Genomic DNA, 13638 nt, shown 5'->3' with positions numbered 1-13638 from the left:
ACAGGAAAGCGGCAAAGACCAACCCTACGATAAACGTACCCATGTTGGACTGCTCCTTTCGTATTTCCAAACTACTCCCATTATAGCGTAGCTTGCCCTGTTTGCAAGAGAGTTACGCTTTGCCGTTTCTGTCATTTTCATGAATGTTTCGCCGGCTGACAGTGAACCGGGCAGGGCCAGTTTTGTCACGGGAGGGCTGAAACATGTGTTGTCATTGTGCATACACATATGAAAAGGATTGTGCATCCTGCTCCGATGGAACGGGACCATGCGCATGCGTGGCCCCAGTCGGACATATACATGAAAGTACACTGTTGTTCGCGAAGAGAGAGGGGCTTATGAAGGAGGAGAGACGAGCATGGACATTTTAAAGCGCATCGCCGAGCACAGGGCCCGTGAAGAAAAACTGATGTGGAGAGGCACATTTGCCGAATATTTGGAGATGGTACGGAAAAATCCGAAGATCGTCCAAACCGCACATGCGCGGGTCTACAACATGATTAAAGCAGCAGGAGTCGAAGAAAACGAAGACGGCACCCGCTCGTACAAGTTTTTTAGTCGGGAGATCTTCGGACTGGATCGGGCGATCGAGCGGCTGGTGGAAGAGTATTTTCACTCTGCTGCCCGCCGCCTGGATGTACGCAAACGGATTCTGCTCCTGATGGGACCCGTCAGCGGGGGGAAATCCACCATCGTGACGCTGCTGAAACGCGGATTGGAGGAGTACACCCGCACCGATGAGGGCGCTGTGTACGCGCTGGACGGCTGCCCGATGCACGAGGAACCGCTCCACCTGATCCCTCGCGAACTGCGGCCGGAGATTGAGGAAGAACTGGGAATCAAAATTGAAGGGGAACTGACCCCGTACAACCGCATGCGGCTGGAGACGGAATACGGCGGGCGCATTGAGGATTTTCCCGTTCGCCGTATCCTCTTTTCCGAAGCCGATCGCGTCGGCATCGGCACGTTCAGTCCGTCCGACCCGAAATCTCAGGACATCGCGGACCTGACCGGGAGTATCGACTTTTCCACGATCACCAAATACGGCTCCGAGTCGGACCCGCGGGCATACCGCTTTGACGGGGAGCTGAACAAGGCGAACCGCGGCTTGATGGAATTCCAGGAAATGCTGAAATGCGACGAAAAGTTTCTCTGGCACCTGCTCTCGCTTACCCAGGAGGGCAACTTCAAGGCCGGCCGTTTCGCCCTGATTTCCGCAGACGAACTGATTATCGCCCACACCAACGAGGCGGAGTACAAGGCGTTTATCGCCAACAAGAAAAACGAGGCGCTGCAGTCGCGGATCATCGTCATGCCGATTCCGTACAACCTGCGCGTCAGCGACGAGGAAAAGATCTACGCCAAGCTGATCAAGCAGTCTGATCTCGGCCACGTCCATATCGCGCCGCACGCGCTCCGGGCCGCCGCCATCTTTTCCATCCTCACGCGGCTGAAGGAGTCGAAAAAACAGGGCGCTGATCTGCTGAAAAAGATGCGCCTGTACGACGGAGAGTCGGTGGAAGGATTCAAAGGCTCCGATCTGGAGGAATTGCGGAACGAATATCCGGACGAAGGGATGTCCGGGATCGACCCGCGCTATGTGATCAACCGGATCTCCAGCGCATTGATTCGCCGGGACACGGAATGCATCAACGCGCTTGACATCCTGCGTGCGCTGAAGGACGGGTTTGACCAACACCCCTCCATCACCAAGGAACAACGTGAGAAATATCTCAACTTCATTTCCATGGCCCGCAAGGAGTACGATGAACTGGCCAAAAAGGAAGTGCAGAAAGCGTTTGTCTACAGCTACGAAGAATCGGCGAAAACGCTCATGGACAACTACCTGGACAATGTGGAAGCGTATTGCAATATGAATAAAATAAGGGACCCCGTTACCGGCGAAGAGATGGACCCGGATGAGCGCCTGATGCGCTCCATTGAGGAGCAGATCGGCATCTCAGAAAACGCCAAGCGGGCGTTCCGCGAAGAAATCCTGATTCGCATTTCGGCTTACGCACGCAAAGGGAAGCGTTTTGACTACAGCACGCACGATCGCTTGCGGGAAGCGATTGAGAAGAAGCTGTTCGCCGATTTGAAAGATGTGGTAAAAATTACCACCTCCAACAAAACACCGGACGAACACCAGTTGAAAAAAATCAACGAGGTGACCAGACGGCTGATCGATGAACACCGCTACTGCCCTGTGTGCGCCAATGAGCTTCTCCGGTATGTCGGCAGTCTGCTGAACAGATAACGTGCTCGCGGGGCACCCGGAGCTGGCTTGCCAGGGAAGCCCATTCGCCGAAGATGCGCCAGCAGGAGGGGGAGTCTGTATGGAAGATTCGTCACCGTTCGTCGTCTCCCGGGAAGACTGGTCGCTGCACCGCAAAGGATACCAGGATCAGAACCGGCATCAGGAAAAAGTGAAGGAAGCGATCAAAAAAAACCTGCCCGATCTGGTCAGTGAGGAAAACATCATCATGTCCAACGGGCGGGAAGTGATCAAAATCCCGATCCGTTCCCTGGATGAGTACCGGCTCCGCTTTAACTTTCACAAGGGAAAGCACGGCGGTCAGGGCAAAGGAGACAGCAAAGTGGGCGACGTCATCGCCAAAGACGGGGACGCTGCCCAGGGCCCTGGCAAGGGACAGGGAGCGGGCGATCTGCCGGGTGTCGATTATTTTGAAGCGGAGATTACTGTCGAAGAGCTGGAAGAGATGCTGTTTGCCGAGTTGGAGCTGCCCAACCTCCAGCAAAAGGACGAGGACAGGATCATCGTGGAGGAGACGCGTTTCAACGACGTCCGCAAAAAAGGGTTGATGGGCAACATCGACAAAAGACGGACGCTGCTCGCCGCCATCCGCCGCAATGCCCTGGCCGGTTACAACGACCTGGAGTTGGGCATCAGCGACGATGACCTGCGCTTCAAGACGTGGGAGGAGATCGTCAAGCCGCATTCCAACGCCGTCATCATCGCCATGATGGACACTTCCGGCTCGATGGGCGTGTTTGAAAAGTACATCGCCCGCAGCTTTTTCTTCTGGATGGTGCGTTTTCTTCGCACCAAGTACGAAAAGGTGGAAATGGTCTTTATCGCTCATCATACCGAAGCCAAGGAAGTGCCGGAGGAGGTCTTTTTTTCAAAAGGAGAGAGCGGCGGCACGATCTGCTCCTCCGCCTACAAGAAGGCATTGGAGATCATCGACAGCCGCTATCCTTCGTCCCAGTACAACATCTATCCCTTCCACTTCTCAGACGGCGACAATCTGACGTCCGACAACGAGCGATGCGTCAAGCTGGTCAAGGAATTGATGGAACGCTGCAACATGTTTGGATATGGAGAAGTGAATCAGTATAATTCTTTATGATATATACATTTATTGTACCCCATTCATATGGGGTCTTTATTTTTGTTGCCCCTGTTATAATATTATTGGGAATATTCATAAGGAATGGAGGATAAGAAAGGTGAATCGGACGATTTATGCTATGATCGCAAGGGGCATTGATATAAAAACAGCTCATCTTCTTTGGAATCAAAATTTTACGATGGGTAAACTCATGCAGTCATCAAAAGATGAATTAAAAAAGTTGGGTTTGGGAGATGATGTGATAAGAAAAATTCACTCTAAACGTCCTCCAATTCCCGAGCCTGTGCTAAATAAAGTTTTATGGGAATCGAGATACACTTGCTGTGTGTGTAGGGAACACGGGAGGCCATATATCATTCATCACATCGAGCCATGGCATGTTAGCAAGTCCCATGATGAAGATAATTTGATTGTTCTTTGTGTCGAATGTCATGATGAAGCACATACGTCACACGAAAATAGTTTAAACTTAACGGCACAAAGACTTAGAGATGCAAAAAAAAGATGGCTAGAAGAAGTAAGAAAATACGATCGTGAATCTGTTCATCAGCTAATCAATACAGATACAATTTTTTGGGATTACTTTAACTTGACTCGGTTAGTTGAACTAATCGATGCATGTAAAATTAAAATATATGAGTGCGATTATTTTAATTACTTGGTTGCAAATAGATTGATGGATATAAATGGGAGATTTTTATTTAACAATTGGCCACAACCGAAGAATTATTCTTACTGGATTGATTTTTTTGAAGGTAATTACATATATTTATTTTTAAAATGGGTAGTAACAAACCTGATCTCAAAGACCAATTTCAAACAACTGAACGACCTATGGACAAAAAGCAAAATCACAACGATGGTTAATGTTAATGATTTTGTAATGATAAAGGGAGCTTTTTATTTTAAAAATAATCGAAAAAGGGAGAATAACGAATGCCTTGTTTATAGAAAAGCAAAAGGGATCAAAGTAAGTTTTTCCATTGACAAGTGGTACTGTAATTCTGCATCAGCAAAGGCCAATTTAGCTGGAAAGCGGAATGTAACGGTATTTGCGAGAGTTCGAGAGATTACAAACGATGATTATGGTGTCCACATTAGATGCACAGCGTTAGCGATTGCAACAGGTTTAGCAACTCTTGGCGAAAATTCACCATTAGATATGGAGGATATAAACGATGAGGAATTTCAGAAATTATTTGGCTTTGAGCCCACGGCTCCATTTTAAATCGGAAACCGTGGGATAACCTCAATTTCAAACTGATCTTTTTTTGTCCATTCTTTCTTTCGAATGAACAGCACCTTCTCAATGACCGATTTGAGAAGGTGATTTTTTTGTTCAGCATCATCCAGACTATTATAGCTATCCAAAACAGCTCGTACTTTGGGAACAATCGTTTGCTGATGCTTTCTTCGGCGTAGCTCTTCTTCAATCTCATTTTGAAGACGAGACATGGCAGCCTCAGTTTCTTTGATTTTATCGGAAATACTCTTGTGCCGCTGAAGGAACACTTCTTCACTGTATATTTTTTTCTCTAACATCTCAAATGCTGTTTCCCTCATTGAGTTAAGTTCTTCAAGCTTTTGCTGAGATGGATGATTTGCTTCTGCTTGATTTCAACTCCATCTTCCTGACCTGAAGCCATCGAATCGGCTATTTCCTCTTCGGATAGTGGAGATTTGGAAGCTAGTATTTCGAGAGCTTGGAGGACACGTTGTTCGGCAAGGGGTAATAATACACCTTTCTGGACGCTTTGGCATCTCGGATTAATGCAGCGGAGCTGCGGATTCGGTCTGTCTGTGGTTCTGGTCATGTATAAGGCTCGCTCACATATACCACATTTGATGATGCCGGCCAAGGGATTGCTCAGGCTAACGCCTTTCTTGGTGGGCGCTCTCCATCGGCCACGTAGGGCGGTATTGGCAGCATCAAACTGCTCCTGAGTGATCAGTGCTTCATGAGCATTTTCGTGACGAATCCATAGTTCAGGAGGAAGATTTTTTCGAACGCGCTTACCGTTGCGTTTCATGTGTTTCACTTTCCCCCAGATGATATGCCCCAAATAAACCTCGTTCTTGATGATGTGTGATATGGTAGATTGCTCCCACAAATCACCTTCGGGTGGCTTCACACCCAAGGAGTCTAGGTGCTTCACCACGGCCTGACGGCCATGTCCTTCAGCGATCATCTCAAAAATCTTTTTTACGATTGGGGCCTCTTCTGGGTGAGGAATAAGTTTCAAGTTTTCATCCCGTAAATAGCCGTAAGGCGGCTTTCGTGTAATGGATTTTCCGTCTTTAGCGGATCGTCGCCGGCCACCTTGCAGGCGCTTGTTGATCTGCTTCAATTCTTCCCTGGCGATAATGGATTTTACCCCGAAAAGCAGTTCTGCCCCCTCAGCGTTGCAGTCGATCACTTCAGTTGGTGTGATGATCAAAGTTTCGGAGAATTTGAATGCGCGGAATATAGTACCAGCATCGATCATATCGCCGCGACCAAGGCGGTCCAGATCCATGACAACGACACCCTCAACCATACCTTCCTCAACTTGGCGCAGCATCTCTTGTGCTTCTGGCCGTTCTGACAGAAATTCTCCTGATACGACTTCCTCGAAGATGTCAATGACATTGTGGCCTTCTCGACGGACCAGCTCAAGTAATTCGCGACGATGTTTTGCCAATGTATCAAATGGAGTGTTATTCTCCTGTGCTTTCCGTTCTTCTTCGACGTCTTTCCTGCTTTTACGCAGGTAAATGAATACGTCTAAGTGAGTGGGGCGGTTCATACAATCACCTCCCTATGATTATAACAAAGCTCAAAAGCCCATCGGTATGTATGACAACTTATTTGCTTCTGTACTATACACTCCTCCTGTTATACAAAGACACTCATCTGCAACAATTCTTCCAAATCAGCAACCTGAATGACGAAGTGTTCTATGTCCCAGTAATCTACTCCACCCTCAACAGCTCGACTTTTGAGTGGAGGGAGAAGGATACCGAACTTCCCGGGTTTGTCAGCGCTGAGGATCATATCACCCTGGGTGACGGTAATCGCCAGTGAATCAGGCAAGAAGTCTTCGATACCAAGGCGTTGAAAAGGGGCCATAACCGGAACAAATACCTTTTCCCGATCCCAGAGAAGCTCCCCTTTCGGAAGCTGATCATGTACTTCATAGGCACCAGATTCCCCTCATGATAGTCGTAAAACACTCGAATCTTCATCGAATAATCACACCCTGCCCTTTTTGCAGTTTTCGGTCGATTGCCAAACGAAACATCTCTTTGGCCTGATCACACCAATTGGCAGGTGATGCCTTTCTATATCGGCTGCGTTCACGTTCGATACATGCCTGCTCCCATATTCCGCGAGCAATCCGTCGTTTTATTTGGTCCCATCGTTCGCGGGAGAGTTCGACGGTGACTCTGAATTCGGAGGCCAGCAGATAAGGGATTTCCCTTTCGTACTCGGGCATTGGGAGTGCCCGAATCATGTAGAAGGGCATCAGAGCATATTTGGCAAAGTGTTCGGCTTGCTCCTCTTGGAGCCCTCGGAAGAGATCAGGCAATTCGGCCTGCTTTCCGACATGTCCACGTAGTAAGTGTCCAAGTTCATGAAAGAAATGTTTGCGCTGTTTATCCGCCGGTAGAGTTTTGTCAATCACAATACACCGGTACCTTCCCTTTTCAAAAGCGAGCGAAGGAGCATCTTCATAACGGAGCTTGATTCCTAATCGTGTAGCGATCATATCCTCCCGCAAGTCTTCTGGTGATACGATCCCAATGGAGTGGTAAAGTGCTTCGATTCGTTTTTCCAGTTCTGTCGGATGATAAAAGTGCCAGTGCAGCATAGGTACCCTCCTGATGACGGGAATATATGTTCGTGTAATTGGGTGAAAAGAATAGCCCAGTTGGGCTAAAATAAATCGTGATGTGATAAACTTATGCTATAGGGAGTGGTTAAAAATGATTAAATTGGAAATTAGCAATCAAGAATTACATTTGATCATTAATGCATTAGAATGTTTAGATTCAGAATTTGGTCTAAATGAAACTGAGGAAGTTTTTTTGATCAAACTAAAATCGTTTCTTTATGAATTAAAATAGCGATTCAACAATGATTTTTATAGAACCGATTATTTGCTCTGCATCCCACTGTTCAACCTTCCCCGTTTTGCTATGAGCAACCCCTCTTCTAAGCTGGTTTATTGATAATATACGATGGTACATCTTCTCATCAACTATTTCTTTAGCTTTTAATTCTTCAACAAGGTTCGTAATGAAATATTTCTGCGGTAGTCTACTTTTACCGATATGTTTAATAAAAAGCAATTTCATTAATGTTTCAACAGATACAGCTGCGGTTATTGATGAGGCTAAATATAAACCTGCATTATATGCTTTTATTGATTCTTCAAACTCATACCGGAATTGATCATCATTTACTCTCGCCGTGATTGCATCGATATCAAATAGCGGGAAATCAGCAGAAAATTTAACGGTTTTAACTATTGCTATCTCTAATTGATAGACTCTATAATCCCAATCAGCTTCTTTTTCTCCCCATTTAAACCCGGCTCCAGGGATAATCCCATGATGTTTTCTTGCAAATGCATTTGATGAGAGGCCCGCTAAATCATTTAAACTTTTTCTTTTTATGACTTTATTTCCAGCCACACTACAAATTTGAGTTATATATTCTTCTCTTATGTGATCCGGAACAGACATCATTTCGTTATATTCTTGATTTTGTTCGTCAGTAGCGACGATGTTTTCTACATGGTCTTGATCTGATTCGATAAACAGGAAAAAGGTCGTCTTATCGAGATGTACCGCAAACATTAAGGTTGGTTTCATTAACGGAAAAGAATCACTTCGTTTATTAAATGCGTCACTATAATACTTGTGCACCCTTTGTCGGTAACCTTCTAGATATTCCCTGAAGAAGAGGTTTGTTCCTTGGATACGTTCATCAACCGAAATCCTCAAAAAAGTCACCCTTTCACGAGTACACCCTTTTAGAAAAAGAAATGCATGTTAGTGAAGCCTTGGGCTATAAAAAAGCGCAACATTGAAATCATGCTGCGCGTCTAGATGTCAGTTGTTCTCTTCATCAGCTTCTTGCTCAAGTATTTCTATAAGTTTAAGAGCCTGCTTCCGCCTTTTTTCGTCGAGCTTGTCCCATTTGTGGAACATAATGCTGGTGAGTTCGTCGGTCTTGTCCTTTTTATCTGAAGGAGAAGAATTATCCTCCAATATTCCTGCCTTTTCTAGTAATTCCTCGTATGTTACGTCACGTAAATAACGAGAGAGTGCTTTCAAAGTCTCTGGTGTAGGTTTTTGTATCCCCGATTCTATGCGTGACAAAGTAGCCGGTGAAATACCAGCATCAAGAGCCAAACTCCTTTGGCTTTTATATCCACTTTTTTCGCGCATTTTTGCTAAGTAAACACCAAACTGCTTTGTCTTAGTCACAAGAATCACCAATCCCATGTTAACACATCCGTTGCGTGTACGTAATGATATGAACTGTGCGTGTACGAAAAATTTTTGCAGAAAAGTATTGCGTTCACGCACAATATGGTATATATTAGTGTTGCGAGGACGAAACGAAAGGTGGTGAAAACTAAGTGAGTAAAGTTACAGTACGTTTGAACGTAGAGGCGCTGGAAAAAGAACAGCAAAAGCGCGGTATCGCAAATGATACACAGTTAGCAGCGAAAATCGGCGTATCGGTAACGCAACTTTGGAGAGCGAAGCTTCCTGTAGACGATCCGCGTCATAATTCGCCAGGCCCTACATTTATTGCAGGTGTTATAAACGCCTTTGGTGGCCCGTTTGAGAAGTTCTTTTTTTGGAGAAAGTTGTGCGAGGGCGCAACACAGCCTAAGGAAAGGCATCCCGCAAAGGAGGTGAACGCATGTAACTGACCGAGCAACGCATCCCCAAAACCAAAGGTTACGAGAAATTATTGAGTTGGATCAGGAAAGAAACTGCCTGAAAGGAGTTGAGCCAATGACTAGGGTCGTCCCACTCCCGCAACGGCATACCCATAGATCAAGGGGGAATGCCGCCATGGAAAAAGATCGTGACCCTTTGAAACGGCCAACTTATGTCACACAGATCGGCAACACAACCATCAAGATTCGTTCAGCGCTTCCGTTCATGACACCTGAGGAGCAAGAGCGTTGGTGGATAGAAAACGACTCCTTGCCAGAAGTGCAAATGTTCAAGAAAGCTCGGATAGCAGCCCTGCTCCACGTTGCCAAAGCGGAAGCCGCAAGAGAAAACAATAGCGCGTAGCACCGGATACCCGGTGCCATGTCGGACAAGCTCGAAAGGAGGTGTCTCTGTGAACTTCACGGACATCAAGCAAGTGCGTCGAACCAGCAGCGAAAACGAGGCGAACGCACTGTTGGAGCAAGGTTGGGTACTGCTTCATATCACAAGTAACGGATACCAGTTCCACTATCTGCTGGTTCGTACCTGAAAAAAATCCCCTGGTTTGACCGGGGAAAGTGTGGAAGATGAGCACAGTTTGATTGTACCTCAAAAATTGAATAACGCATGTAAAGGAGAGGGGAACACATGAGCGCAAACAGATACGGCCATCAACTTGGCCAGGCGCTTATGGAAGCCGGCATGACCCAACTAAGTTTTAGCTTCGATGCTCATGTAAGCCCGGAATCCGTAAGTGCGTACAAAAACGGACGAGCCATAGCGCCTCCGGATGTCAAATCCAAGTCGATCCTGTTGACAGACAATCCATTCTTAGCGATCGCCGCGGCCCATGAATCCACGGCAGGGACGAGCCCCCCAATTCTGGACGGAGACAACGTAGAGCTGAATCGGCACACAGTTGTCACAAAGACAGTCGAAGAAATCGAGGAGTTATTGGTCGCGATAAAAAAGGCGCAACCGATCCTGATTAAGCCACCACGGTCACTTTCTGCGCAAGAACGGCAGCAGATCGAGCACCTGATACAAGAGACACTGGATGTGATCACCTCAACGACGAATATGGCTGCCGTAATCACCAAAGAGACTCGGCTGGGCTGGATTTCTCAGTGGACGAAGCACAAAACGAAACTGATCGCCCAAGGTTTCCTCAAGATGGTTAAGGAGGTGACAGGAACATGAGTAAGTCGTGGAACAAGCGTCAGCAGGAAGTGCTTGAAAAAACGTTTCGTCGAGAAATTTGGCTCATGGCGAAATGGCCGGGTGGGTATCAGGCGATTGGACAGTACAGTGACCGACTGATTGAAAACCGTGAGAAGTTGAGAAGGGAGGAAACGGCATGAAAGACCTGACGACAGCAGCAGGAGTGATCGAACTGGTTTGTGACGGGGACCGTCCAATCGGCCGGAGCGTGATCACCGTTGGAGAGATGATTGAACTGCAATTGATGACAGAAAAAGAAAAAAGCGCCTAAGAGATAGACGCTTCAAAAATATTGGTCACTGGTAGCGTACCACAGCTTTATAAAGGAGGGCAAGTCATGAAACCTCTTTCTTCTCAAATCGCTGATCTTCAGCGAGAGCTGGAAAACCTGGAAGAACTGCACCGCAAAGCAGACGAGGAATGGCGCGCGGTGGATGTGGAGTACGTCAAACTGAAACGTCTGCGCGAGGAGTTGTACGCTCACAAGCGCGATCTCGCTTGCGAAATTGAGTGGCGGGCCAGAGAGCTCGCAGCGCTACAGGAGGCGATGCGTGATGCCCGAGCAACTGCTTGATTTCCCGCAATACGTTGAGCGAACCGAACCGGCCAGACAACGGCTGCTGCAACCAATCGCGTTCGACGACGACCGGGACGATCTGGAGTGGACGGTCAGGGACGTGATCGAGGAGCTGGAGTACTTGGTGGACATGAAAGCGACGATGGCGCCAGAGGAGTTTGTTGACGGTGTAAGAGAACAGGCCAGACGCCTTTTGAAATGACGCAGGCTTCGGCCTGCGTGGGGGCATCGACAAAAAACGAGTCAGCAGATGTCCAATCGGTCGATGCTTCCACGGAGGTCGATACCTCCACTACATACGAGGTCAATACGGGGGCGGCCAGCGGAGCCGTAACGGCTGCCGGTGTAGGTTGGGCCGGCAGCGGCCTCGTGACTAAGCGGAAAGGAGGGGCAACATGGGACCATATTGCAAGTTTTGCGGGCACCGCTGCTTTGTACCCCTTCCGATGGAAACGCCAGAGGAAGCGCTGAATGCATACGGTACTGCAACAATCGTTGCAACATGCAAAGCAGGGCAGGCGTACGAAAAGAGATTAACCGGTTGGTGCTTGGATGACATTCAGGCAGCAATAAAAGCGAAAGACCCAGCGCGGCCACGCTGAGTCTTGGTCGATAATACACGATTGGGAATCACTTCAATCGTAGCTTATCGGCCCTCATAAATCAAGAGGAGGGATACCATGGCAGTTGCCCTAGCATCAACAAAAGACATCAGCCGCGAAATGTGGTTGAAACTCCGTACCAAAGGAATCGGCGGCAGCGATGCTGCAGCAATTGCCGGCCTGAGCAAATGGAAGTCCCCTGTTCAGGTGTGGCTTGAAAAAACGGGACAAGCTCCTTTGGAAGAAGCGCAGAGCGAGGCGGCCTACTGGGGAACAAAACAAGAAGCCCTCGTAGCAGAAGAGTTCAGCCTTCGAACCGGCTTGAAAGTTAGGCGTTGCAATCAAATCCTGCAGCACCCGGATTACCCGTTCATGATTGCCAATGTCGACCGGCTGATCGTCGGGCAAAAAGCCGGCCTGGAGTGTAAGACGGCCAGCGAATACCTCAAATCCGAATGGGAAGGCGAAGAAGTGCCGGCGCCGTACCTCCTCCAGTGCCAGCACTATATGGCGGTAACCGGGTACGATGCCTGGTGGATCGCGGTACTTATCGGTGGCAACAAGTTCATGTACAAGAAGATCGAGCGGGACGACGAGCTGATCCAGCAGATCATCCAGATTGAATCTGACTTCTGGAACAATCACGTCGTACCGCAGGTGCCGCCGATGATGGACGGTTCAGAAGCGTCCACCAACTTACTGAAAAGCATGTACCCCACCGGGGAACCGGAAAGCGAAACGGAACTTCCGCTGGAGGCCGACGATCTGATCGTACAGTTGGAAGAGGCTAAGCAGCAAGCCAAAGCGGCAGAAGAACGGGTAACAGAGCTGGAGAACCGCTTGAAAGCCATGCTTGGGGAGTTTGAAACCGGGATTGCCAGCCGTCACATCGTCACCTGGAAGACAGTAACTTCAAACCGGATCGACAGCAAAGCGCTGGCAACAGATCACCCTGACATCTATCAGAAGTACCTGAAACCTTCAGTCTCGCGCCGTTTCAGCGTGAAAGCAGTGTAGGAAGGAGGATATACATGGCGACTAATCAAGACGTCAAAAATCAGTTGGCGAATCGGGTAAGCCAGTCGGCACAACAGCCGGCCTCACCCGAGCAAACAATTGCTGCATATCTCAAGAAAATGGGCCCGGAAATCGAAAGGGCATTGCCGTCACACATGAACGCTGATCGCATGGCGCGAATTGCGCTGACAACCATCCGCACGAATCCGATGCTGCTCCAGTGCTCTATCCCGTCTCTTCTCGGTGCAGTAATGCAGGCTGCACAACTCGGATTGGAGCCTGGCCTTATCGGACACTGCTATCTGGTGCCGTTCCGAAACAATAAGGAAAACCGCATGGACGTCCAATTCATCATCGGGTACAAGGGAATGATCGACCTGGCCCGGCGCAGCGGCAACATCGAAAGCATTTATTCTCACTGCGTGTATGAGGCGGATGAATTTGATTACGAGTTAGGTCTACATCCAAAGTTACACCATAAACCGGCGACCGGACGACGCGGTGAATTGAAATACGTGTACGCTGTCGCCCACTTTAAAGACGGCGGATATCAGTTTGAAGTGATGGACAAAGAAGAGATCGAGAGGCGACGCAAACGTTCTAAAGCAGCCAATAACGGCCCTTGGGTGACGGATTATGAGGAGATGGCTAAGAAAACTGTCATCCGCCATATGTGGAAGTACCTGCCGATCAGTATCGAGATTCAGCAGCAGGCCGGACATGATGAAGTGGTACGAAAGGATGTTATTAGCGAACCAGTTAGTGTATACAGCGAAGCAATTGACATATCTGGTGTAAGCGCCGAGACGATTCCATTTGACGATCAGTCTGCAACCGGGGAAGAACAAAAGGAGCCGGAGCAACCATCAGGCGATGGTACAATCTTTGACCATGTCAAATAAACGGA

19 protein-coding genes are annotated in these 13638 nt (G+C 48.1%); 13 read left to right on the top strand and 6 right to left on the bottom strand.

Features of this window, described 5'->3' with window-relative positions; all coding sequences use genetic code 11:
- Positions 1-358: 358 nt before the first annotated feature.
- The 3 genes from Q7F15_RS16425 to Q7F15_RS16415 all read left to right on the top strand — a co-directional run bounded on the left by Q7F15_RS16425 (position 359) and on the right by Q7F15_RS16415 (position 4602).
- The gene (locus Q7F15_RS16425; RefSeq protein ID WP_212133190.1) at positions 359-2257 is read left to right on the top strand and encodes a PrkA family serine protein kinase; all 1899 of its coding nucleotides are present in this window, start codon (positions 359-361) and stop codon (positions 2255-2257) included.
- 79 nt (positions 2258-2336) lie between these two features.
- Complete coding sequence (gene yhbH, locus Q7F15_RS16420) at positions 2337-3371, top strand: sporulation protein YhbH (RefSeq protein ID WP_304414685.1); 1035 nt, start codon at positions 2337-2339, stop codon at positions 3369-3371.
- A gap of 100 nt (positions 3372-3471) precedes the next feature.
- Positions 3472-4602: an HNH endonuclease gene (locus Q7F15_RS16415; RefSeq protein ID WP_304414684.1), complete on the top strand. Its 1131-nt coding sequence runs from the start codon at positions 3472-3474 to the stop codon at positions 4600-4602.
- Here Q7F15_RS16415 and Q7F15_RS16410 read toward each other — a convergent pair.
- The 6 genes from Q7F15_RS16410 to Q7F15_RS16385 all read right to left on the bottom strand — a co-directional run bounded on the left by Q7F15_RS16410 (position 4599) and on the right by Q7F15_RS16385 (position 8867).
- A complete protein-coding gene (locus Q7F15_RS16410; protein WP_304414683.1) occupies positions 4599-4916 on the bottom strand; it encodes a hypothetical protein in 318 nt (105 codons plus the stop codon). The two genes, Q7F15_RS16415 and Q7F15_RS16410, sit on opposite strands and share 4 nt — an antisense overlap.
- Positions 4917-4933: 17 nt before the next feature.
- Positions 4934-6160, bottom strand: coding sequence for a recombinase family protein (locus Q7F15_RS16405; RefSeq protein WP_304414682.1), 1227 nt, complete (start codon positions 6158-6160; stop codon positions 4934-4936).
- A gap of 89 nt (positions 6161-6249) precedes the next feature.
- Entirely contained in the window at positions 6250-6483 is a 234-nt protein-coding gene (locus Q7F15_RS16400) for a hypothetical protein (RefSeq protein ID WP_304414681.1), read from the bottom strand.
- A 112-nt stretch (positions 6484-6595) separates the two neighbouring features.
- Positions 6596-7225 carry an ImmA/IrrE family metallo-endopeptidase gene (locus Q7F15_RS16395; protein WP_304414680.1) on the bottom strand — a complete coding sequence of 210 codons (630 nt, stop codon included), beginning with the start codon at positions 7223-7225 and terminating at the stop codon, positions 6596-6598.
- Between the two features lie 247 nt (positions 7226-7472).
- Positions 7473-8363, bottom strand: a complete 891-nt coding sequence (locus Q7F15_RS16390) for a hypothetical protein (RefSeq protein ID WP_304414679.1) — start codon at positions 8361-8363, stop codon at positions 7473-7475.
- Between the two features lie 108 nt (positions 8364-8471).
- On the bottom strand, positions 8472-8867 hold the full coding sequence (locus Q7F15_RS16385; RefSeq protein WP_304414678.1) for a helix-turn-helix domain-containing protein: 396 nt from the start codon (positions 8865-8867) through the stop codon (positions 8472-8474).
- Positions 8868-9004: 137 nt separating this feature from the next.
- Between Q7F15_RS16385 and Q7F15_RS16380 the strand changes: the two genes are divergently transcribed.
- The 10 genes from Q7F15_RS16380 to recT all read left to right on the top strand — a co-directional run bounded on the left by Q7F15_RS16380 (position 9005) and on the right by recT (position 13633).
- Positions 9005-9304: a hypothetical protein gene (locus Q7F15_RS16380; protein WP_304414677.1), complete on the top strand. Its 300-nt coding sequence runs from the start codon at positions 9005-9007 to the stop codon at positions 9302-9304.
- Between the two features lie 145 nt (positions 9305-9449).
- Positions 9450-9677: a hypothetical protein gene (locus Q7F15_RS16375; RefSeq protein ID WP_304414676.1), complete on the top strand. Its 228-nt coding sequence runs from the start codon at positions 9450-9452 to the stop codon at positions 9675-9677.
- 49 nt (positions 9678-9726) lie between these two features.
- Complete coding sequence (locus Q7F15_RS16370; protein ID WP_304414675.1) at positions 9727-9864, top strand: hypothetical protein; 138 nt, start codon at positions 9727-9729, stop codon at positions 9862-9864.
- A gap of 98 nt (positions 9865-9962) precedes the next feature.
- The gene (locus tag Q7F15_RS16365) at positions 9963-10514 is read left to right on the top strand and encodes an XRE family transcriptional regulator (protein WP_304414674.1); all 552 of its coding nucleotides are present in this window, start codon (positions 9963-9965) and stop codon (positions 10512-10514) included.
- A complete protein-coding gene (locus Q7F15_RS16360) occupies positions 10511-10675 on the top strand; it encodes a hypothetical protein (protein ID WP_304414673.1) in 165 nt (54 codons plus the stop codon). Before Q7F15_RS16365 ends, Q7F15_RS16360 begins: the two co-directional genes overlap by 4 nt.
- Positions 10672-10806, top strand: a complete 135-nt coding sequence (locus tag Q7F15_RS16355; RefSeq protein ID WP_304414672.1) for a hypothetical protein — start codon at positions 10672-10674, stop codon at positions 10804-10806. Before Q7F15_RS16360 ends, Q7F15_RS16355 begins: the two co-directional genes overlap by 4 nt.
- Positions 10807-10872: 66 nt before the next feature.
- A complete protein-coding gene (locus Q7F15_RS16350) occupies positions 10873-11109 on the top strand; it encodes a hypothetical protein (protein ID WP_304414671.1) in 237 nt (78 codons plus the stop codon).
- Positions 11090-11314, top strand: coding sequence for a hypothetical protein (locus Q7F15_RS16345; RefSeq protein ID WP_304414670.1), 225 nt, complete (start codon positions 11090-11092; stop codon positions 11312-11314). Before Q7F15_RS16350 ends, Q7F15_RS16345 begins: the two co-directional genes overlap by 20 nt.
- A 478-nt stretch (positions 11315-11792) precedes the next feature.
- Positions 11793-12731: a YqaJ viral recombinase family nuclease gene (locus tag Q7F15_RS16340; protein ID WP_304414669.1), complete on the top strand. Its 939-nt coding sequence runs from the start codon at positions 11793-11795 to the stop codon at positions 12729-12731.
- Positions 12732-12745: 14 nt separating this feature from the next.
- Positions 12746-13633 carry a recombination protein RecT gene (gene recT, locus Q7F15_RS16335; protein ID WP_304414668.1) on the top strand — a complete coding sequence of 296 codons (888 nt, stop codon included), beginning with the start codon at positions 12746-12748 and terminating at the stop codon, positions 13631-13633.
- Positions 13634-13638: the final 5 nt, after the last annotated feature.

The sequence above is a fragment of the Brevibacillus aydinogluensis genome (assembly GCF_961514395.1).
Lineage (GTDB): Bacteria > Bacillota > Bacilli > Brevibacillales > Brevibacillaceae > Brevibacillus > Brevibacillus aydinogluensis.
Note: the sequence above shows the minus strand (reverse complement) of the source record. Positions and strands in the feature narration are given on the sequence as shown.